Source organism: Sphingomonas sp. DC1600-2 (assembly GCF_049897605.1).
GTDB lineage: Bacteria > Pseudomonadota > Alphaproteobacteria > Sphingomonadales > Sphingomonadaceae > Sphingomonas.
In genome coordinates this window covers 1-17,769 of sequence record NZ_JAFCWO010000021.1, presented here as the reverse complement: position 1 = coordinate 17,769, position 17,769 = coordinate 1, and the positions used below count along the sequence as shown (strand labels likewise).

Here is a 17,769-nt window from a genome sequence, read left to right as displayed (position 1 = left end):
ACCTGCTCGCCCATATCTCCCCGCTCGGATGGGCACATATCCTCCTCACCGGCGAATACCTCTGGCCCAAGGATGCCGATGCTTAGGGTGTCATTCCGCCCTCAGCCGGAACCGACCCCTTAAAGGCGCTTTTGCCGTCGCACTGGCAAATCTGTGCGCCTTCCTGGATGATGACAGCGGGGACGGTGCCCCTTGCGGAAGCGCCACTACCCGACGGCTATCTCCCGAAGGTCGAAACCATCAGCGGCGTCGTTCGCGTCGTGATCACTGCCCCGGACGGCGCGCTCGCGGCCAGCGGCTATGCCGCGGAAGCGTCGGGCGTGTTCGTCTATGATCGCATCGTCACCAGCCCGGATCATCAGCGGCGCGGCCTGGGCCGGGCGGTGATGGGCCTGTTGCAAGCGCAGCGTCGCTCGAGCGCATCGCGCGAAGTGCTGGTCGCGACAGCGCAAGGGCGCGCGCTTTATACCAGCCTCGGCTGGTCGGTGCATTGCCCCTATGCGACTGCGGTCATTCCTGACGCGGTGCCTTGATCGCTTGCCACAGCGCTTCCTTGTCGGCGAGGGGCAGGCCGGGAAAGGCATCGCCAGCCGCCGCTTCCATCGCCTTGAAACGGCGTTCGAACTTGGCATTGGCACTGCGTAGCGCCGCCTCGGGATCGACGCCCAGCTTGCGCGCCCAATTGACCACCGAGAAGAGCAGATCGCCGACCTCATCCTCGGTCTCGGCCGGAGTGGTGGCCGCTTCAATCTCGGCGATTTCCTCGTCGATCTTGGCGCGCGGCCCCTCGGCATCGGGCCAGTCGAACCCCACGCGCGCCGCACGATTCTGCAGCTTTTCGGCGCGGAGCAAAGCGGGCAGGCCCAAGGCTACGCCATCCAGCGCGCCCGGTGGGACGTCGGCCTGGCCCTTGGCGGCGCGTTCGGCGGCCTTGATCTGTTCCCACAGATGATGGCCGCCCTCATCGACATCGCCGAAGATATGCGGGTGACGGCGCTCCATCTTGTCGCTGATCGCCGCCACGACGTCGGGCAGCGCAAAATGCCCGGCTTCCTCGGCCATGCGCGCATGGAACACGACCTGGAGCAGCAGATCGCCAAGCTCGTCCTTCAGCTCGACCATATCGCCGCGAGCGATCGCGTCGGCGACTTCATAGGCTTCCTCGATCGTATAGGGCGCGATGCTGGCGAAATCCTGCGCGACATCCCATTCGCAACCCGACACCGGATCGCGCAACCGCGCCATGATCGTGACCAGCCGTTCGATCATCTATGCGCTCCAGTCCGGGCGGGGAACTGGCCCCGGTAGCCAATCCCTATCAATCCGATAATATACATTATGTTAAATTGAAACCGCTTCATCATCAGATCAGGCCCCCCAGCACCGATCCAGCCCCGACAGCGCCCTGCCACAGCACCACCAGCACGAACAGCACGCCGAAGATCGCCACCCAGGCCAGCGCCATCTTGATCGTATCGCCGAGCGGCAAACGGCGCGCTGCCAAGGCGCTGACCGGCAGGATCAGCGCCAGCGCGTAAAACACCAGATCCATGCTGGTGTCGGTCATACCTGCAGTTCCAGCCCGTCATAGGCTGGCTCGATGCCCGGTGGCAGTTCTGCCAGCAGGCTCGCATAATCCATCGACTGGTCCATATGCGCCAGCACCGCATGACGCGGCTTCAGCATCTCGATCCAGCCCAGCGCCATGTTCAACGTCGGGTGCGACGGATGCGGCTTGCGGCGCAGTGCATCGACGATCCATAGGTCGAGACCTTCATACAGGCTCGCCATATCCGGCGTCATCGCACTGAGATCCGTGGCATATCCAATCGATCCGGCGATGCTGTCAAACCGCAGTCCGGCCGACAGGAACGGCCCGTGCGGTTGATCGACCACGCCGACCGTAATGTCACCGATGACGATGCTGTCGGGCAAAGCCTCGATCGCAACGGTCGGTGGATAATCGTCCCAGCCGTGGAACACATACCCGAAACGCCGCTTCAACGTCTCCATCAGGTCGGGCCGCGCCAGCCCGCGCACCGGACGCCCCATCGCATGAAACACCTGGCGCAAATCATCGATGCCGTGGGTGTGATCGGCATGATCATGCGTCCAGAGCACCGCATCCAGCGTCGACACGTCCGCCGCCAGCAACTGTTCGCGCATGTCGGGACCGGTATCGACCAGGATGCGCGTCGTCTGCGTCTCGACCAGGATCGACGCGCGCATCCGGCGATTGCGCGGGTTGGTCGGGTCGCACGCGCCCCAGTCATTGCCGATCCGCGGCACGCCGGACGATGTGCCCGACCCGAGGATCCGCACCTTCATGCGCGGGTCTTGGTAAACAGTGCGTGAAAGTTCTCCGCGGTCGCCGCTGCCAGCGTTTCCAGCGGCTCGCCGCGCAGTGTCGCCAGAAACGCCGCGGTATCGGCGACAAAGGCGGGTTCGCCCGTCTTCCCGCGATGCGGCACCGGCGCCAGGAACGGCGCATCGGTTTCGATCAGCAGCCGGTCGAGCGGCAGCCGCGCGGCGGTTTCCTGCAAATCCCTGGCATTCTTGAAGGTCACGATCCCCGAGATCGAGATATAGAAGCCAAGCTCCAGCGCGATATCGGCAAACGCCCCGCTCGCGGTGAAGCAGTGGATGACGCCGGGATAGGCCCCCTTCCCCATTTCCTCGCGCAGGATCGCGGCGGTATCGTCCTCGGCATCGCGCGTGTGCACCACGATCGGCAGTTGCGTTTCGCGCGCGGCGGCAATGTGCGCGCGAAAGCTCGCGCGTTGGCGCTCGCGGTCGCTATGTTCGTAGAAATAATCGAGCCCGCTTTCGCCAATGCCGACGACGCGCGGATGCTGCGCGCGCTCGACCAACCGGGCGGTGCCGATATCGGGATGCTCGTCGGCTTCATTGGGATGGATGCCAACCGTCGCCCAGACATCGGGCTCGCGCTCGGCCGTCGCCAGCACCGCATCCCATTCGCTTTCGCGCGTCGCGATGTTGAGCATCGCATGGACGCCGCGTGCGCGGGCCCGCGCGAGGATCTCGCCCTGCTGCTCGGCCAGCCCCTTATAATTGAGGTGGCAATGGCTGTCGGCGAACATCAGCCTTCGACCGGCGCTTCGAGCCGTGGGAACACGCCGACCGGTGCCGGCAGCGTCAGGCCCGGTGCCAGCGGGTGGCCGAGTGCTTCAAAGTGGCGCGCATCGCCGTGCTGCCCCAGCAGATCGAGCAATTTGTCCGCGCCATTGGGGATCGCCCAGCGCGCCAGAATCGCGATCCGCCGCACCGCATCGGCTGCGTGATACAGGATGGTGTCGGCGCGGGCCGGATCGGTTTTGCGCACGCTCCACGGTGCCTGATCGGCGAAATATTGGTTGGCATCGCGCGCTGCCGACCAGATCGCGTCGAGCGCGTTGTGCAAGGCAAGGTCACCCATCGCATCGTGCATCCCGGCCTCGGCCGCAGCGACGCTGGCGAGCAGCGCGTCCTCGGCCTCGGTGCGTTCGCCTGCTGGTGGCACTACGCCACCGCACGTCTTGGCGATGATCGACAGGCAGCGTTGCGCGAGATTGCCAAGATTATTGGCAAGGTCTGCATTACAACGGGTTACGATCGCTTCTTCGGAATAACTCCCATCCTGGCCGAAGCTCACTTCGCGCAGCAGGAAATAGCGCAGCGCATCGACACCGAAGCGATCGGCCAGTTCCATCGGATCGGTCACGTTGCCGACCGATTTGGACATCTTCTCACCGCGGTTGAGCAAAAAGCCATGGCCGAACACCGCACGCGGCAGCGGAATGTTCGTACTCATCAGGAAAGCTGGCCAGTAAACCGCATGAAAACGCACGATATCCTTGCCAATCACATGCAGATGCGCGGGCCAGAAGGTTTCGTACAGTTCGACATCGTCGGGATAGCCGACGCCGGTCAGATAATTGGTGAGCGCATCGACCCACACATACATCACGTGGCCCGGGCTGCCCGGCACCGGCACGCCCCAATCGAAGCTGGTGCGCGACACCGAGAGATCGGACAGGCCGCCCTCAACGAAGCGCAAAATCTCGTTGCGGCGCGCCTCGGGCAAAATGAAATCGGGCTGCGCGGCATACAGGTCGAGCAAAGGCTGCTGATATTTGGAGAGCCGGAAGAACCAGGTCTCCTCAGCGGTCCATTCAACCGGCGTGCCCTGCGGCGACAGCTTGGCACCGCCCTCGCCTTCGACCAGTTCCTTCTCGTCGTAAAAGGCTTCGTCGCGAACCGAATACCAGCCTTCATAGCGGTCGAGATACAGGTCGCCCGCAGCTTCCATCGCTTGCCAGATCGCCTGGCTGGCGCGGTAATGGTCGGCGTCGCTGGTGCGAATGAAGCGATCGCACGAAATCTCCAGTTTCTCGGCCATTGCCTTGAAATAGCCGCTCATTTCGTCGGCCAGTGCGCGCGGGGTCAAGTCACGCTTGCGCGCTTCCTGGACCATTTTCAGGCCATGTTCGTCGGTCCCGGTCTGGAAGCGGACTTCACGGCCCAATTGGCGTTGATAGCGCGCGATCGCGTCGGTCGCGATCGCCTCATAGGCATGCCCGATATGCGGGCGTCCGTTGGGATAGCTGATTGCGGTGGTGATATAATAAGGGTCGGCCATGGCGGCCTCCTAGAGCATCGGTCGCCGCAATTGAAGCCTTGGCGCCGCTTTCAGCGTGCAAGCCGTGCGACGATCCCCGACATTTCATAGACGGTCGCCTGCGCATCGAGCGTCAGCGCGCGCGCGGTGGCGGCCAGCGTGCGGGCGGCGTCATAGCCGTCGAGCGCGATGCGCAGCCGTTCGCCGTGTCGTTCCGGGGCCACGCCCGCGATGAAGGCGGGGGCGCGGTCGAGGAACGCCTCATAGCGCGCCTGTGCGGCCTTCAGCGCCAGCGATTTGGCGAGGCGGACACGACGGCCGTTGCTCGGGTCGCCATCGCGCGCGATCGCCGCCAGTGCTTGATCGATGGCGGCCAGATCCAGCCCGGCAAAGCCAAGGGCGCGGCCCGGCGATCCATGCGCCATGCGGATCAACGCTGCCACTTCCGACGGATCGGCAGCAAGGAGCTGTTGGTTCAGCACAGACGTCATGGTGGCGTCATCCAGCGGATCGAAGCGCAATTGGCGGCAACGCGATCGGATCGTCGGCAACAAACGCCCCGGCGCATGGCTGACGAGCAGGAAGATGGTGCCCTCGGGCGGCTCTTCCAGATTTTTGAGCAGGGCGTTGGAGGCGCCCGGCCGCTCCAGATCGTCGACCGCATCGATGATGACGACGCGCCTGCTCGACATGGAGGGGCGCGTGGCAAACATGGGGCCCAGCGCACGCACCTGCGCGATCGGGATGCTGCGCGCGAGATCAAGCCCGGTCTTGTCGCCTTCCTTGGGCTGCCGCGCGAGCACGCGGTAATCGGGGTGCGATCCCGCCGCGATCAGTTTGCGCTGCGGGTTGTTCTCCGGCACGTCGAAGCCCGGCAGCAGCTCGGCCCCCGCCCCTTCGGCCAGCAACCGCAACGCAGCCGCGCGCGCGAACGTCGCCTTGCCAATGCCTTCCGGCCCCGCGAACAGCCACGCATGGTGCAAGGCTCCGCTCGCCATTGCGGCGGCGAAGGCCTGGTGCGCGGCATCGTTGCCGAGCGGCAGCGTCATGGCAGCAGGTCGGCCACGGCGGCAAACACCGCGTCTGCGACATCGTCAATCGCTGCGGTCGCGCCGACCAGGCGGAAGCGCTCGGGTTCCTGCTTGGCAAACCGGCGAAAGGCGGCGGCGACGTCGGCGTGGAAGGTATCGCCGCGCGCCGCGAACCGATCCGCTGCAGCGCCATCGCGGACCGCCGCGCGTCTTCGTCCAAGCTCGGGCGATAGTTCCAGCACGAGCGTCCGGTCGGGCAGCAGCCCGCGTGAACCGAAGGCATGGAGCGCCAGCACGGCAGCGTCGTCAATGCCGCCAGCCACCCCTTGATAGGCGCGACTGCTATCGAGGAACCGGTCGCAAATCACCCAGCGTCCGGCCCCCAGTGCCGGGCGGATCGTCTTTTCGACGTGGTCAGCGCGGGCAGCGGCGAACAGCAACGCTTCGCTATGCGGGCTCCACCGCGCGACGTCGCCTTGCATCAGCAAGGCGCGGATCGCCTCGGCCCCCTCGCTGCCCCCGGGTTCGCGCGTCACCAGCGTTTCGATCCCGCGCATCGCCAGCGCATCGGCGAGCAAGCGCGCCTGGGTCGATTTGCCCGCTCCCTCGCCGCCTTCCAGCGAGATAAAACGCCCGATGCCCGTCATCGGCTCAAGCGCCGAACAGGCTCATCAACCCGGCCCAGGCCCGCCCGAAAAAGCCCGCCTGCGGCACGTCGTTGGCGGCCACCAGCGGAAGCCGCTCGGCGGGCATCCCCGGTGTTACCACCACCAGATCGGCGATGTGCTGCCCGGCCTTAATCGGTGCCTTGATCGGCCCGTCATAGCTGACCGTCAGCCGCATTTCGCCCGCCGTGCCGGCAGGCACCGTCGCGGAGAGATCGCTCGGCGCGACGAGCCCAACCTTGTTGGAGGTGCCGAGCTGCACCTCGGCGGTTTCGATCTGCTTGCCCTTGGCGAGGATCGGCTTGGCCTGCCACGCGCGAAAACCCCATTCCATGAACTTGACCGATTCCTCGGCGCGCTGGCCCGAGGTGCCCAGCCCCGCCAGCACCATCACCAGCCGACGTCCATTCTGCTGCGCCGAGCCGGTGAAGCCGAAACCGGCTTCATCGGTGTGCCCGGTCTTGAGCCCGTCGGCACCGCTGACGCGACCCAGCAACGGATCGCGATTGGCCTGGTCGATTGGCTTTTCACCGCCCAGCGTCTTGCCCCAGGTGAAGCTGCGCAGCGAGTAGAAGCGCTTGTAGAGATCGGGATAATCCTGGATCGTCGCGCTCGCCAATTTGGCGAGATCACGCGCGGTCACATAGGTGACGCCATTGTCGGGCCAGCCATTGGCGGTGCCGAAATGGCTGTTGCTGAGGCCCAGCTTGGCCGCCGCGCGGTTCATCCGTTCGGTAAAGGCCGATTCGGTGCCCGAAATCCCTTCCGCCAGCACGACGCAGGCATCATTGCCCGACAGCGTGACGATGCCCTTGAGCAAATCCTCGACGCTGACATTCTCGCCCGAGGACAGGAACATGGTCGAGCCTTGCGAATGCCATGCGCGCCACGTTTCGGGGCGCACCGGGAATTTGGTATCGAGCTTCAATTCGCCCGACTTGATCATCTGGAAGGCCACATAGACCGTCATCATCTTGGCCATCGACGCGGGCGGCATCCGGCGGTCGGCATCCTTCGAATACAGGATCGCGCCGGAGGACAGGTCCTGCAGATAGGCGACCGGTGCCGGCGTCTGGAACTCGGGTGCGGCCACGGCCGGACAGGTCGCGGCGACGGCGATGAGGGCAGCGGCGGCGATCAGTTTTTGGCGGGAAAGCATCAGGTCCGGTCTCGTTTTTTAGTCGGTGTGGAGGATTTGCGCGTCACCATAACCGTGCCGGGCGGCCCCGTCACGCGCGCGCTGTGCGCTGGCTTTGTCGCCAAAGGGGCCCAATTGCACGCGAAAAAGGCGTCCGAGCGGAACAACATGCCCGCCCAGGGCGTGCGCCATCGCAGCGGCTCGCTCCGCCGACGACAAAGCGGCGACCTGCACGACAAAACCACCAGCCGTAGAGAGAACCGGTATCGATGGAACCGGTGCCGGCTTTGGCTTGGCGAGCGGCTTGGGCGCTGGCGCTTTGGGCATCGGCGCTTTGGCGGGGACCGCACGCGGCACCGCCGGTGTTCCCTGCGACATCGGCACTTTGCGACGCAGCGCCGTGAGCAAAGCTGGCGGCGCATCCAGCCGCGCCGATGCCGCCTGTCCCGCGCGCAATGCCGTCTGATCTTGCGGGCTGGCCACCACCGCCCGCACCCGCACCGGAGCCCGGTCGCCAACCCCCAATGCCTGCGCGGTCGCTGGCGACAGCGAGACCACCGCCCTGCTGGTGTCGCGCGCGACCACCAGCGCCAGGATCGTCCGCCCCGTATCGAGCGCGGTGATCTCGACCGGTGTGCCCGGCGGGACATTCGGATGCGCGACCGCCATCGTCACCGCGCTCCACTGCGGATCGACCGGCAGCGATGACACGGCCGCGAAACCGACGCTATCGTCCCGCACTTCGCCCGAGGTGCCGCGCGGCCCATCGCCCGGCGGCAAATCGCTGGCGGCGGCGATTGCGGGGGGCGAGGAGACGTCGTGAATTTTGGGTGCGCCGCGGTGCTGAGGGGGCGGCATCGCCTGCCCGCCACCGCTTACCAGCGCCAGCGCCACCAGCACGCCCATCTCAGCGCTCCACGGCATCGGCCAGCAGGCCGACCGACAAGGCATAGAAATTGGAGCAATTATAATCGAGGATCACCCGGTAATTGCCCGTCAGCAAGTAGGCCGTGCGCCCGGGGCCATCGGGTTCGAGCAAAGTCGCCAGCACCGAATCGCCCGGCCAGTCGCGCGTAAGCGGGACGAGCCCCAGCCTGCGCCATTCGGCCATCGTTTTCCACGCGCTGTGGCGCGCGAACACTTTTAGACAGCGCGGCGACAGCAAGCGATTGGTCACTTGGCTGCGGTCGAACGTCGCGGGTACGGAGACTGCGAGGCCCCAGGGTTGGCCCGGTCTCCACCCCGCATTGGCGAAATAATTGCCGATGGAGGCGAGCGTATCGGCACGGCTCGACCAGATGTCGGCTCGGCCATCGCCATCGCCATCGCGCGCGAGCCGCAGATAGACCGAGGGCAGAAATTGCGGCCCACCCGTCGCGCCTGCCCAACTGCCGACGAGTTGCGCGCGCGATACGCCGCGATCCATCATTTGCAGCGCGGCGATAAACTCTTCGGCGAACAGCGCGCGCCGCCGCCCCTCATAAGCGAGCGTCGCCAGCGCGCGCGGTAGATCGAAGCCGCCCATCACCCGACCATAGCTCGTCTCATGGCCCCAGATCGCGACCATGATCGATTCGGGCACGCCGATCTGCTGCTCGATCCGTTGCAGGCGCGACCGCTCGGCTTGATAGGCGTTGCGACCGTTGGCGATGAGCGCAGTCGTGAGGTGCTGCGCCTGATACGGCGCAAAATTGGGAACACCGGCATTGGGATTGGCCCCCGGCTGCGCCCGATCCAGGTCGATCACGCGCTGGTTGAGCGTCAGCGTCGGCATCACCGCATCCAGCGTTGCCTGGCTGACGCCGCGCGACGCGGCCTGCGCGCGGAGCGTCTGTAAATAGGCCTGGAATCCGGCTTCATCCTGCGCCGCCGCCGGCCCGATCATCGCAAAGCACGCCGCCAGGACGGCCAACGCCATGCCAATGGGACGCCCTAAAATACTGGTTCCTCGCATCGTCCGACCTTGGCACACCGGCTTGCCCACATGAACCCCAAAAGGCCGGATGCTGACCACAAACCTTGCACATCTCGTCTTGTGACCGCTAAGCGGGGCACCGCTGCACGGCGGGCTGCGTTAGAGTCGGCTGCCCCATGTTGCTGAGCCGATGGGAAGAGTGTCCGAGTGGTTTAAGGAACCGGTCTTGAAAACCGGCGAGGGTGCAAGCTCTCCGTGGGTTCGAATCCCACCTCTTCCGCCAAGGCTTTGTGCCCGGTTGTCTCATTTAGTTCCAAGGCGACTCGCTCGCCCTCGGCAAATGCCTTGCGGGTTGTCTCATTCGACATCATTGAGCGACAGCACAGCGCAATCGATTCGGGGGCACTTCTGGGGCACCGGTTGCGGCTTGTGGGGGCACCGCATGTTGACCGACCTAGCCTGTCGCCGAGCGACACCCAGGGAGAAGCCATACAAGCTCGCAGACGCTCGCGGGCTTTATTTGTACGTGCTGCCCTCGGGCTACCGCTCGTGGCGCTGGAAATATCGCTTTGGCGGCAAGGAAAAGCGGATGGTCTTCGGGCCATATCCCGATATTTCGCTGATCGAGGCGCGCGACCTGCAGCAAGCGGGCGCGCGCCTGGTGCGCAGCGGAGTGGATCCGTCGATCGACAAACGCCAGCGAAGTGCGGCCCAGGCAAGCAAGGCCGGAATCACCTTCGAGCCCTTGGCGCGGGAGTGGCACGAAAATCAGAGACACCTTTGGTCGGCGAAACACGCGGCCGACGTGCTGAGCCAGATGGAGCGCGACGTCTTCCCCAAGATCGGCAAGCTGCCAATCTCGGATATTACCCCGCCACTCGTGCTGGAGGCACTTCGCGTGATCGAGGCACGTGGCGCAATCGAGACGGCGCGGCGCGCGCGGCAGCGGATCTCGGATGTGTTCGTCCTGGCGATCGCGAGCGGGATTGCCGAGTCGGACCCGGCAGCGGGCCTCGCGCCCGCCATGAAGAAGCTGATCAAGGGCAAGTCGCCTGCGGTGCGGACGATCGCGGACGCGCGGAAGGTGCTGGAAGCGACGGAAGGGCAGCCCGGCCATCCGCTGACCAAGCTCGCTTCGCGATTGCTCGCGCTCACTGCAGTGCGGTCTGGCGTCTTGCGCGTGGCCGAGCCGCACGAGTTCGAGGATCTCGACGGGGAAATGCCGCTCTGGCGCATTCCTGCGGCCAAGATGAAGCTGGTCGTCGAGCGCAAGCGCGACGTAGCCTTCGAATTTCTGGTGCCATTATCGCGCGAGGCGGTCGAGACGGTGAAGGTCGCGATCGCTTTCTCGCGCGGTGCCCCGCTGATCTTCCACAGCGTCCGCAGCACGCGGCGGCCGATCAGCGACAGCACGATCAGCAAGGCCTATCGCGACGCGGGCTATTCGGGCGTGCATGTTCCGCACGGCTGGCGATCGACCTTTTCGACGATCATGAACGAGCTGGCGGAGGAACGGAATCGCGTTGGCGATCGCGCTATCATCGATCTGATGCTGGCGCACGTTCCGTCGGGCGTGGAGGCGACGTACAATCGCGCCGCTTATATGCCCCGCCGTCGCGATCTGGCGGAGGAATGGGCGACGATGCTGGTCGGCGATCTCCCGCCAGCGGCTTCCCTGCTGGACGGTCCGCGACGCAGCTGATCGGCGGTGCGCGGTGAGCGCGCCGACAAAACCGGCTGGCCTCGCCGCCGCCAACCAGGCGCGCGCGGAACACCACACCGTTCGCAGCCTGATCAAGGGCGTCGGCTTCAGCTTCGAAGGCAAGCGGCGCGGCAGCTGCGCCGTGCTTGCGACCAGTCGGCTCGCTGGCGAGGCCGAGCTCCGCAACTGGCGGCACCACAATGTCTTCCCACGCGTCGAGAAAGAGGAACGCCTGCAGCAGATCTTCGCCTGGGCCGACGAGCATAAGGCCAAGGGGCGGCCCTGGGGGCTCCTGTCGCCGAAGGAAAAGGTCATCCTGCAGGTGCTGCACGATGCGCGCGACTATCGGACGGGGCGGCTCGACTTCGCCTATTCGCAGATCTGCGCGATGGCAAAGTGCTGCACGCAAACGCTCAGCGCCGCGATCAAGAAGTTCGAGCGGCTGCACCTCGTCGAGAAATGGCGACGCATGGTGCCGATCGTCGGCGGTGAGCTTGGCAGCGCCCGCAATACCCAGATCAACAACGCCTATTTCCTGAAGTTGCCGGGCGAAGTCGCCAAGCGCGTGCGCGACGCGCTCGAGAAGATCTCGTCCATCGTATTGCCCCCGGTACAGCCGCCCAGGGAGCCCACAGAGCACGAGCTTGCCGCCCAGGCCGCCGCGCGTGCCAAGTCGGCCGGAAACGACCGCACGACCGCCTCGCGCCACGAGCATTACGCAAATAGCGCCGTCGAGGGCATGCACGCCCGCCGCGCCGCCCCAGCTTTATCGTAGCTTCGCGATTCTAGTGATCAGAGAGTCCACCACCTCAGGAGATAAATAAAAGGAACGCCTTCGGCGTGCGCTATTGATCGCCCCCTCCCCCGGTGCTGACGTCCGACCAGGACGGCAACCCGATCGCCCAGCTTGGCGGTCGGGCTTTTGGCTATCGGGGGGCGAGAGCATGAAGCGTGCCACCCTGCCCCGGGCGAGGCGCGTTGTGCGCGGTCGGAAAGGGCGCGATCCTCGAGACCAGCGACGATTATCCGATCAGGATCTCGGCCCATTCCTCAAGCAACGCGCGGCGCGACGCGAGATGTTCGGCGCGGTTATAGGCGCGCTCCACCTTGGTCATTCCCTTCGGCACGTGCCCCAAGGTCCGGTCGATATCGGCGCGACATTCCGGCCGCCGCTCGTTCATGACGGTCGAGAAGCTGGCGCGCCAGCCATGCGGGACGTGGCGGCCGCCGAACCCCGCGCGGACATAGAGCTCACCGATCGCGCCGGCACCAATTGGTTGAGCGCCAGCCCGCCCGGGAAAGACGAAGCTCGATGGTTCGCCCGGCACCGCCATTCTCGCGCGCACCGCGCGCAAAATCGCAGCGGCGGGCGCGGAAAGTGGCACGATATGATCATTGGCGGAGTCGCGCTTATTCGCCGCACCGAGTTTCATCCGCGCCGCCGGTACCCGCCAGATCGGCGCGTCGCCGTCGAGGTCCTCGACCTCGCACCATTTCATCCCGCGCAACGCCGCCAGGCGCACCGCGGTCAGCGCGAGGAAACGCGATGCCTGTCGCAGGATCGGCGCGGCATCGAGCGCATCGACGTCGGCGACGAGCGCGCGCAGCTCGGCAACCTCGACCAGCGCGGCCTGGCTGCCGCTCGCCGGTGCGGCCGCGAGCGCCTCGCGCACATCGGCCGGATTGTCGATCGACGTCCAGCCCTTGGCCCGCGCGAACTCGAACACCGCCTCGATCCGCTGGCGCAACCGCCGCGCCGTCTCGATCGCTCCGCGCGCCTCGACGCGCTCGAGCACATCGAGCACCATCGGCCGCGTAATCGATTCCAGCGCGATCGCGCCGATCGCGGCGAACACATCGCGCTCAAGGCTTTCGATCACGTCGACGGCGTGCACCGGCGACCAGCCCAACGCGCGATGCGCATGCCACGCCCGCGCCGCGCCCTCAAAGCTGTTGACGGCGGACGCGTCCTTCCGAGGATCCTCGCCGCGCGCAATCGCCACGCGCGCCACGTCGCGCCTGGCGCGAGCTTCGGCAAGCGAGATCGCGCCGAAGGTCAACGTCTGCTCGCGACCGTCCTGGTCGCGATAGCGCAACCGGAAGGATTTGGTGCCGGTGGGGGCGACATGGAGATAGAGTCCCTGCCCATCTGTCCTCTTATAGGCGCGCGGCTTCGGCCGCGCGGCTTTGACCGCTGCGTTGGTCAGCATAGACACCTCGATTGGAATGTGGTCGTGTGCGATTATCAACAGGGAGACAGCACGTGAGTGATCGCGCAGAGGAAGCCGGTATGAAAATCGTCGTGCGGCTAAGGGAGGCCCTTGCCGATGGCGAAAGCGTGCGAGTTGTGGTGCATGGCTTCAGTCAGCAGATCGATGTGAAAGATATCACGAGCAGCTACCCGCTGGTGAATTTCCAGGATGGAAACGGCTCGCAATACATCGTGCCACTGACAAACGTTTTGGCGATGGTTATCGCTCAGCCGAAGAAACCCATGCGAATTAGCCCTGAAGCATTGGCAAATGTCTGACCTCAGCGGTCAGTTAAGGGCCGCGTGTTAGGAGTTTCGCCTCGACACGTTGCCCGGTCGGCTCGCAATAGTCTGGCGACCATGATAGAAATAGCGGAGGCACCCTCCGCCCCGGTTGCTACGGCCCGCAGAAAACTGCGGGTTTCGGGATCGAGAACGGGTATGATACCCACTCTCAAAAGCCCGATACCCGCACGATCAATTGCGGATGATCAGTTCCGTCACCTTCTTGCCACGGCCGGCCGGCGCTGACGACAACGACCAGGTCGTCTCCACCTCGGCAATCGCGAAGCGGGCGAAAGCTTGGCGGATGAAGGGCGTATCGTTGATCGACAGAATGAACCGACCCGAGATGTCGGCGAGTTGCTCAGCCATCGCGAGATAATTATCGCGGCCGAACTCGATCCCATAACCTGTCGTCTCGTCATAGGGCGGATCGAGGAAGAACAGCGTGGCCGGGCCGTCATACCGCCGGATCAGATCGGCATAGTCCAGCTGCTCGATCGTGACGGATGCAAGACGGTCGCGCAGCAGTTTGAGCTCGGCGCGCAGCGCGGCGAGGTTGAACCGCGAATCCTGGTCGCGGCGCACGCCGAACGTCCGGCCAACGACGCGCCCGCCAAATGCTAGGCGCTGCAGGTAGAGGAAGCGGACCGCGCGCTCGATATCGGTGAGCAGCCGAGGATCCAGCGCACGCTGCCGCTCGAATTCTGTCCGGCTGGCGATCAACCAGCGGAGCTCGGCAACGAACGGCTCATAATGGCGTCGCACAACCCGGAACAAGTTGGCGACGTCGCCGGATAAGTCGTTGATGACCTCAACAGCTGCGGCAGCAGGCCGGCGGAGAAAAACGCCGCCCATACCGACAAAGGGCTCAACGTACGTTCGGTGGGGGGTGTCGGCGATCATAGCGACGAGCCGCTTAGCGAGGTTGCGCTTACCTCCGAGATAGGGCGCGGGTGGGCGAACAGCGATTGACGCATTCATTCAGGCTTCGTCCTTTGGGGAAAGAAGCACGTCGGCTACGCGCGCTGGTAAGCCGCCGATCGGCGCGATCGGCGAGCACCTGGCCGATGATATCGGCACCAGGATGATGGAACGACCACTGGCCGCAAAAGCTGTAAGCGATTCCTACGCGGCCAACCGACCCGAACCGGGTGGTTAGCCGCGCAGGAACACAGGGAACCACGCCCTGCATATTCCCCCGAAGGGTCTTTTAGTTTGCAGGCCACCCGGCGAACCGGTGCCTGCGTTCAAACCGCGCGCGCGGGCCACTCCTAACGGCTAAGCTCAGAGCGGCAGGCCCACTATGCCACGCGTCGACCGGTCAGAACAACCCTAGGAAGCGCTTGCGCGGTCGCGCAGCCTTGAGGGCAGCGGACCACTGGGCGTCGCAAGACGTGCCGATCGCCTTGGCCGTGCGCTTGTCGATGTTTGCCTTCACGAGCTGGCCAGTCTGCGCCAGGCTGAACGCGGCGTCGCCGCCTGCGCTACCGTCGATCAGCGCCAGTTGCGCCCCCGGCGTCGGATCCAGCAGGCCCGACGCCAGCAGGATCTTCATGCACGGGCTGGCAGCCTGGGTCAGCACGGTAGAGGTCGTCATACAGGCAGAGATTGCGACGCAGAGCATCAGCGACGCCATGCACCGCAACGCCTGCATCGGGCGCTTGTCGAACATCGATCTGTCCTTTCTCGATCTGCACATCCACCTCGACCTTTTGCCGGGCGGCATCGTTGATTTGTGGGATCGCGCCGGTGGCGATATCGCCGGTGGCCTGGCCCAGCGAGGCGTCGACCTTGGCCTGGCCAACCTTCGCCGCCATCTGTCCAGGGCGGATCAGAATCCACCAGAAGGCCGCGCCGATCGCCACAGCGACGACGACACCGAATATTACGCGGAAAACCCAGCTGGCGGCGCGCACCTGCGGCAAAGCGTCCTCGGCCAGCTGCTCGACCTGCGTCACGATCGTCATGCGCGCGCTCCCCGACATTTGTGGCGATCGACATTGCTGATGCGCTGCGCAAGCCAGCCTTTGAGGAACACGCCCAGCTTCGGATTGGCGCGAACAAGGCGGACATATTCGGCGCTCTGCTGGCGATCGAGCGCGTCGAGCGTGGCGATGCAAAGCGCGGCAGCACCGCGCCGCGTCTGGCACGCATGATAGGCGGCGATCGTCCCGGGCCCAACGCGACCATCAACGGTCAGCCGCGTGCCGCACAGCGCGTTGGTCGATTGCTGAAACCAGGTCGAAGGGCGCGCGGGCCCCATATTGACCGTGGTATCGAACAATTCCTCGGTGACGGCCGCGTCGACTGGCACCAACGCGGCATAGCCCGGCTGCACCAGATAGCGATCGTAATAGATGCTCTCAGCGACGGCGCGCGGCAGCGTGCGCATCGGGCCAGTATAGCCGCTCTGCGTCGCCGTCCGTCGCGTGATGCCCATATTGGTTTCGCCGCCGGGGTCGGCCGAGTGATCGACATAGCCGCCCTCGATCGCGATCACGCCGGAGATCATTGCGACGATGACCGCCGCAAGTTTCGCTTTGCCGACCGGCTGCCGGGCGGCGGCATCACTTGCCATCGGTCGGCACCTTGCGGGTGATGCGCGCGAGCCCGATCGCGACCAGCAACAGGATCGGGAACGATCCGGTCAGCCACGACGGGAGCAGTGCGCGCAGATCCTGCGGCATCGCATTCCAGATGTCGGATGCGGTGCCGGGAAAGGCCTGCACGAACGCCTCGGTCAGCGCGCCGATCGCGGCGATCCGGATCGAGGAGAAGGTATAGGCGCGGTGCCAGTCATCGATGAGACGCGCGCACAACCAGGCGCGCCACTTTGCGAGCAGCGTCATCGGATTTCCTTTCGGGGTACGGGAGAGTGAGCGGGGTCAGCCCCCGCAGGCATCGCCTTCGGAGGCTTGGTCGTACGTCGCCGCAGTGGCGCGGATGCCACGCGAAAGGGCGTCCTGTTCCAGTGCCGTTTCGGCACGCGAGACGAGATCGTCGAACGCGGGCGTGGGCGGATGGAGCGGAAACGCGCCGCGCAGCGTGTCCTCGAATGCCCCGACCTGAGCATGGCGGCGATGCGCGATCGTTCGCTCGACCGGGTTTGCCAGCGCCAGCAAGAAACCGACGAGGCAGAGGATGACGCCGCCCTCGATCATGGCATCGGTCCGGATTTGGGCGGCCCGATCATCTCGAGCTTGGCCTCGATTCTGGCCGTCCGCTCGTTGATCACGATGAGTTGCTTATTGCTCTCTTCGAGTGCCGTGATCCGGCGCTCGTGCTGCTGCTGCTCGTTGATGTAGCCGCCGCACGCCATCGTCGCGCCGATCAGCGTAAGCACGATTGCGGCGGGTGCCGACCAGTCTTTCCAGGTCGGGCGGGAGGGTGCAGGGGAATTCGTCATCACAACCGCGCAATGGGGGGGTTTAGTTCGTAGTACCCCGAGATGAGCAGGCTACCAGCAGCGCACATTGGAAATGCAGTAAGCCCGGAACCCCCTGCTGTGGCATAGTAGATGGAGCCATATTGGCCTGTAGCGGTGATAGCGCCCGTAATAATTGCACCACTTGGTACGGCCAGACCGCCGCCATTTGGGAGCACGGTACAGGGTGTGAAATCGGGGATCGATGGAAGCACTGAGTTTGGCAGGAAGGCTTGCGGCAGAGTAAACCTCATGTTGCCGGTCCCGGTGTGCCCAGTCCACGTAACTATCGCCTCAAATTGCAGGCATTCCCCATTGATTCTATAGCGCCCCTTCCGAATAGTATATACCCCCGCGCCAGCGTCGGTACTGCCATATATGGTTGGAGTGAAACTACCGCGTTGGTTTCGGGTATTCCAAACAACGCCCTGGACACTATGGCCATAGAAATCGTTGGCGAGCGGAACCGTCTGATAAACCTGACCCGCCACGTTGGCTTCGGTATCTCCTCCGATGAATACTAGGCCATTCGCATTTGCCGCCAAATAGATACCATATCCGGTATTCGCTTCGAAAAGGCCCGCAGTGAACGTCGTTCCCAAGTAGGTTTTATCAGCATAGATGTAGATTTCCGCTGAGAATTGACCCGGTAGGGGCATAAATTTCCATTGAGAATTGACCCATGTTTGAACCCGCCCCTGGCTGACCAGTCTGGGGTATCGGGAGTGATCGACATGGAT

General features: G+C 64.8%; 23 protein-coding genes and 1 tRNA gene. 5 read left to right on the top strand and 19 right to left on the bottom strand.

The features are described 5' to 3' along the window. Nucleotides 1-185 precede the first annotated feature (185 nt). On the top strand, nucleotides 186-533 hold the full coding sequence (locus ACP7BL_RS17005) for a GNAT family N-acetyltransferase (protein ID WP_426258869.1): 348 nt from the start codon (nucleotides 186-188) through the stop codon (nucleotides 531-533). Here the strand turns inward: ACP7BL_RS17005 and mazG are convergent. The 10 genes from mazG to ACP7BL_RS16955 all read right to left on the bottom strand — a co-directional run bounded on the left by mazG (nucleotide 511) and on the right by ACP7BL_RS16955 (nucleotide 9,370). Continuing rightward, nucleotides 511-1,269 carry a nucleoside triphosphate pyrophosphohydrolase gene (mazG, locus tag ACP7BL_RS17000; RefSeq protein WP_426258868.1) on the bottom strand — a complete coding sequence of 253 codons (759 nt, stop codon included), beginning with the start codon at nucleotides 1,267-1,269 and terminating at the stop codon, nucleotides 511-513. The genes ACP7BL_RS17005 and mazG overlap by 23 nt on opposite strands. Before the next feature lie 94 nt (nucleotides 1,270-1,363). Then, nucleotides 1,364-1,567 carry a hypothetical protein gene (locus tag ACP7BL_RS16995; RefSeq protein ID WP_426258867.1) on the bottom strand — a complete coding sequence of 68 codons (204 nt, stop codon included), beginning with the start codon at nucleotides 1,565-1,567 and terminating at the stop codon, nucleotides 1,364-1,366. Next, nucleotides 1,564-2,328, bottom strand: coding sequence for an MBL fold metallo-hydrolase (locus ACP7BL_RS16990; RefSeq protein WP_426258866.1), 765 nt, complete (start codon nucleotides 2,326-2,328; stop codon nucleotides 1,564-1,566). Before ACP7BL_RS16990 ends, ACP7BL_RS16995 begins: the two co-directional genes overlap by 4 nt. Further along, on the bottom strand, nucleotides 2,325-3,101 hold the full coding sequence (locus ACP7BL_RS16985) for a TatD family hydrolase (RefSeq protein WP_426258865.1): 777 nt from the start codon (nucleotides 3,099-3,101) through the stop codon (nucleotides 2,325-2,327). The genes ACP7BL_RS16990 and ACP7BL_RS16985 overlap by 4 nt, the downstream gene beginning before the upstream one ends. Next, the gene (gene metG / locus ACP7BL_RS16980) at nucleotides 3,101-4,639 is read right to left on the bottom strand and encodes a methionine--tRNA ligase (RefSeq protein ID WP_426258864.1); all 1,539 of its coding nucleotides are present in this window, start codon (nucleotides 4,637-4,639) and stop codon (nucleotides 3,101-3,103) included. The genes ACP7BL_RS16985 and metG overlap by 1 nt, the downstream gene beginning before the upstream one ends. Before the next feature lie 50 nt (nucleotides 4,640-4,689). Beyond that, nucleotides 4,690-5,667, bottom strand: a complete 978-nt coding sequence (locus tag ACP7BL_RS16975) for a DNA polymerase III subunit delta' (protein WP_426258863.1) — start codon at nucleotides 5,665-5,667, stop codon at nucleotides 4,690-4,692. Continuing rightward, nucleotides 5,664-6,296 carry a dTMP kinase gene (tmk, locus tag ACP7BL_RS16970; protein ID WP_137902323.1) on the bottom strand — a complete coding sequence of 211 codons (633 nt, stop codon included), beginning with the start codon at nucleotides 6,294-6,296 and terminating at the stop codon, nucleotides 5,664-5,666. The genes ACP7BL_RS16975 and tmk overlap by 4 nt, the downstream gene beginning before the upstream one ends. A gap of 4 nt (nucleotides 6,297-6,300) precedes the next feature. Then, nucleotides 6,301-7,473, bottom strand: coding sequence for a D-alanyl-D-alanine carboxypeptidase family protein (locus ACP7BL_RS16965; protein ID WP_033967226.1), 1,173 nt, complete (start codon nucleotides 7,471-7,473; stop codon nucleotides 6,301-6,303). An 18-nt stretch (nucleotides 7,474-7,491) separates the two neighbouring features. Beyond that, the gene (locus ACP7BL_RS16960; RefSeq protein WP_426258862.1) at nucleotides 7,492-8,358 is read right to left on the bottom strand and encodes an SPOR domain-containing protein; all 867 of its coding nucleotides are present in this window, start codon (nucleotides 8,356-8,358) and stop codon (nucleotides 7,492-7,494) included. 1 nt (nucleotide 8,359) lies between these two features. Beyond that, a complete protein-coding gene (locus tag ACP7BL_RS16955; protein WP_426258861.1) occupies nucleotides 8,360-9,370 on the bottom strand; it encodes a lytic murein transglycosylase in 1,011 nt (336 codons plus the stop codon). 190 nt (nucleotides 9,371-9,560) lie between these two features. Here ACP7BL_RS16955 and ACP7BL_RS16950 point away from each other — a divergent pair. From ACP7BL_RS16950 to ACP7BL_RS16940, 3 genes are all read left to right on the top strand, one after another. Beyond that, nucleotides 9,561-9,650: transfer RNA gene (locus ACP7BL_RS16950), tRNA-Ser, on the top strand. Nucleotides 9,651-9,809: 159 nt separating this feature from the next. Beyond that, nucleotides 9,810-11,069: a tyrosine-type recombinase/integrase gene (locus ACP7BL_RS16945; RefSeq protein ID WP_126847431.1), complete on the top strand. Its 1,260-nt coding sequence runs from the start codon at nucleotides 9,810-9,812 to the stop codon at nucleotides 11,067-11,069. A gap of 13 nt (nucleotides 11,070-11,082) precedes the next feature. Continuing rightward, nucleotides 11,083-11,844 carry a hypothetical protein gene (locus ACP7BL_RS16940; protein ID WP_126847433.1) on the top strand — a complete coding sequence of 254 codons (762 nt, stop codon included), beginning with the start codon at nucleotides 11,083-11,085 and terminating at the stop codon, nucleotides 11,842-11,844. Between the two features lie 247 nt (nucleotides 11,845-12,091). Here the strand turns inward: ACP7BL_RS16940 and ACP7BL_RS16935 are convergent, their stop codons facing one another. Further along, nucleotides 12,092-13,279: a tyrosine-type recombinase/integrase gene (locus tag ACP7BL_RS16935; RefSeq protein WP_126847435.1), complete on the bottom strand. Its 1,188-nt coding sequence runs from the start codon at nucleotides 13,277-13,279 to the stop codon at nucleotides 12,092-12,094. 53 nt (nucleotides 13,280-13,332) lie between these two features. On the opposite strand from ACP7BL_RS16935, the gene ACP7BL_RS16930 reads away from it, so the two are divergent. Further along, nucleotides 13,333-13,599 carry a hypothetical protein gene (locus tag ACP7BL_RS16930; protein WP_126847437.1) on the top strand — a complete coding sequence of 89 codons (267 nt, stop codon included), beginning with the start codon at nucleotides 13,333-13,335 and terminating at the stop codon, nucleotides 13,597-13,599. A gap of 198 nt (nucleotides 13,600-13,797) precedes the next feature. Here ACP7BL_RS16930 and ACP7BL_RS16925 read toward each other — a convergent pair whose 3' ends face one another. The 8 genes from ACP7BL_RS16925 to ACP7BL_RS16890 all read right to left on the bottom strand — a co-directional run. Continuing rightward, nucleotides 13,798-14,586, bottom strand: a complete 789-nt coding sequence (locus tag ACP7BL_RS16925) for a DNA adenine methylase (protein ID WP_126847439.1) — start codon at nucleotides 14,584-14,586, stop codon at nucleotides 13,798-13,800. A gap of 340 nt (nucleotides 14,587-14,926) precedes the next feature. Continuing rightward, nucleotides 14,927-15,160 carry a hypothetical protein gene (locus tag ACP7BL_RS16920; protein WP_126847441.1) on the bottom strand — a complete coding sequence of 78 codons (234 nt, stop codon included), beginning with the start codon at nucleotides 15,158-15,160 and terminating at the stop codon, nucleotides 14,927-14,929. Beyond that, complete coding sequence (locus ACP7BL_RS16915) at nucleotides 15,090-15,572, bottom strand: hypothetical protein (protein WP_126847443.1); 483 nt, start codon at nucleotides 15,570-15,572, stop codon at nucleotides 15,090-15,092. The genes ACP7BL_RS16920 and ACP7BL_RS16915 overlap by 71 nt, the downstream gene beginning before the upstream one ends. Beyond that, the gene (locus tag ACP7BL_RS16910) at nucleotides 15,569-16,183 is read right to left on the bottom strand and encodes a glycoside hydrolase family 108 protein (RefSeq protein ID WP_126847445.1); all 615 of its coding nucleotides are present in this window, start codon (nucleotides 16,181-16,183) and stop codon (nucleotides 15,569-15,571) included. The genes ACP7BL_RS16915 and ACP7BL_RS16910 overlap by 4 nt, the downstream gene beginning before the upstream one ends. Next, a complete protein-coding gene (locus tag ACP7BL_RS16905; protein WP_126847447.1) occupies nucleotides 16,173-16,454 on the bottom strand; it encodes a hypothetical protein in 282 nt (93 codons plus the stop codon). The genes ACP7BL_RS16910 and ACP7BL_RS16905 overlap by 11 nt, the downstream gene beginning before the upstream one ends. 36 nt (nucleotides 16,455-16,490) lie before the next feature. Further along, nucleotides 16,491-16,766, bottom strand: a complete 276-nt coding sequence (locus ACP7BL_RS16900; protein WP_126847449.1) for a hypothetical protein — start codon at nucleotides 16,764-16,766, stop codon at nucleotides 16,491-16,493. Next, complete coding sequence (locus tag ACP7BL_RS16895) at nucleotides 16,763-17,011, bottom strand: hypothetical protein (RefSeq protein WP_126847451.1); 249 nt, start codon at nucleotides 17,009-17,011, stop codon at nucleotides 16,763-16,765. The genes ACP7BL_RS16900 and ACP7BL_RS16895 overlap by 4 nt, the downstream gene beginning before the upstream one ends. Further along, on the bottom strand, nucleotides 17,011-17,769 hold a 759-nt coding region (locus tag ACP7BL_RS16890), incomplete at its 5' end, for a hypothetical protein (protein ID WP_426258860.1). The genes ACP7BL_RS16895 and ACP7BL_RS16890, both read right to left, overlap by 1 nt.

Coding starts and splice junctions, on each gene's coding strand:
- ACP7BL_RS16915 (WP_126847443.1), bottom strand. CDS start 15,572: ATGACGATCGTGACGCAGGTCGAGCAGCTGGCCGAGGACGCTTTGCCG.
- ACP7BL_RS16895 (WP_126847451.1), bottom strand. CDS start 17,011: ATGACGAATTCCCCTGCACCCTCCCGCCCGACCTGGAAAGACTGGTCG.
- ACP7BL_RS16990 (WP_426258866.1), bottom strand. CDS start 2,328: ATGAAGGTGCGGATCCTCGGGTCGGGCACATCGTCCGGCGTGCCGCGG.
- ACP7BL_RS16995 (WP_426258867.1), bottom strand. CDS start 1,567: ATGACCGACACCAGCATGGATCTGGTGTTTTACGCGCTGGCGCTGATC.
- ACP7BL_RS16965 (WP_033967226.1), bottom strand. CDS start 7,473: ATGCTTTCCCGCCAAAAACTGATCGCCGCCGCTGCCCTCATCGCCGTC.
- mazG (WP_426258868.1), bottom strand. CDS start 1,269: ATGATCGAACGGCTGGTCACGATCATGGCGCGGTTGCGCGATCCGGTG.
- ACP7BL_RS16925 (WP_126847439.1), bottom strand. CDS start 14,586: ATGAATGCGTCAATCGCTGTTCGCCCACCCGCGCCCTATCTCGGAGGT.
- ACP7BL_RS16920 (WP_126847441.1), bottom strand. CDS start 15,160: ATGAAGATCCTGCTGGCGTCGGGCCTGCTGGATCCGACGCCGGGGGCG.
- ACP7BL_RS16955 (WP_426258861.1), bottom strand. CDS start 9,370: ATGGCGTTGGCCGTCCTGGCGGCGTGCTTTGCGATGATCGGGCCGGCG.
- ACP7BL_RS16910 (WP_126847445.1), bottom strand. CDS start 16,183: ATGGCAAGTGATGCCGCCGCCCGGCAGCCGGTCGGCAAAGCGAAACTT.
- ACP7BL_RS16935 (WP_126847435.1), bottom strand. CDS start 13,279: ATGCTGACCAACGCAGCGGTCAAAGCCGCGCGGCCGAAGCCGCGCGCC.
- tmk (WP_137902323.1), bottom strand. CDS start 6,296: ATGACGGGCATCGGGCGTTTTATCTCGCTGGAAGGCGGCGAGGGAGCG.
- ACP7BL_RS16905 (WP_126847447.1), bottom strand. CDS start 16,454: ATGACGCTGCTCGCAAAGTGGCGCGCCTGGTTGTGCGCGCGTCTCATC.
- ACP7BL_RS16960 (WP_426258862.1), bottom strand. CDS start 8,358: ATGGGCGTGCTGGTGGCGCTGGCGCTGGTAAGCGGTGGCGGGCAGGCG.
- ACP7BL_RS16945 (WP_126847431.1), top strand. CDS start 9,810: ATGTTGACCGACCTAGCCTGTCGCCGAGCGACACCCAGGGAGAAGCCA.
- ACP7BL_RS16985 (WP_426258865.1), bottom strand. CDS start 3,101: ATGTTCGCCGACAGCCATTGCCACCTCAATTATAAGGGGCTGGCCGAG.
- ACP7BL_RS16975 (WP_426258863.1), bottom strand. CDS start 5,667: ATGACGCTGCCGCTCGGCAACGATGCCGCGCACCAGGCCTTCGCCGCC.
- metG (WP_426258864.1), bottom strand. CDS start 4,639: ATGGCCGACCCTTATTATATCACCACCGCAATCAGCTATCCCAACGGA.
- ACP7BL_RS16900 (WP_126847449.1), bottom strand. CDS start 16,766: ATGATCGAGGGCGGCGTCATCCTCTGCCTCGTCGGTTTCTTGCTGGCG.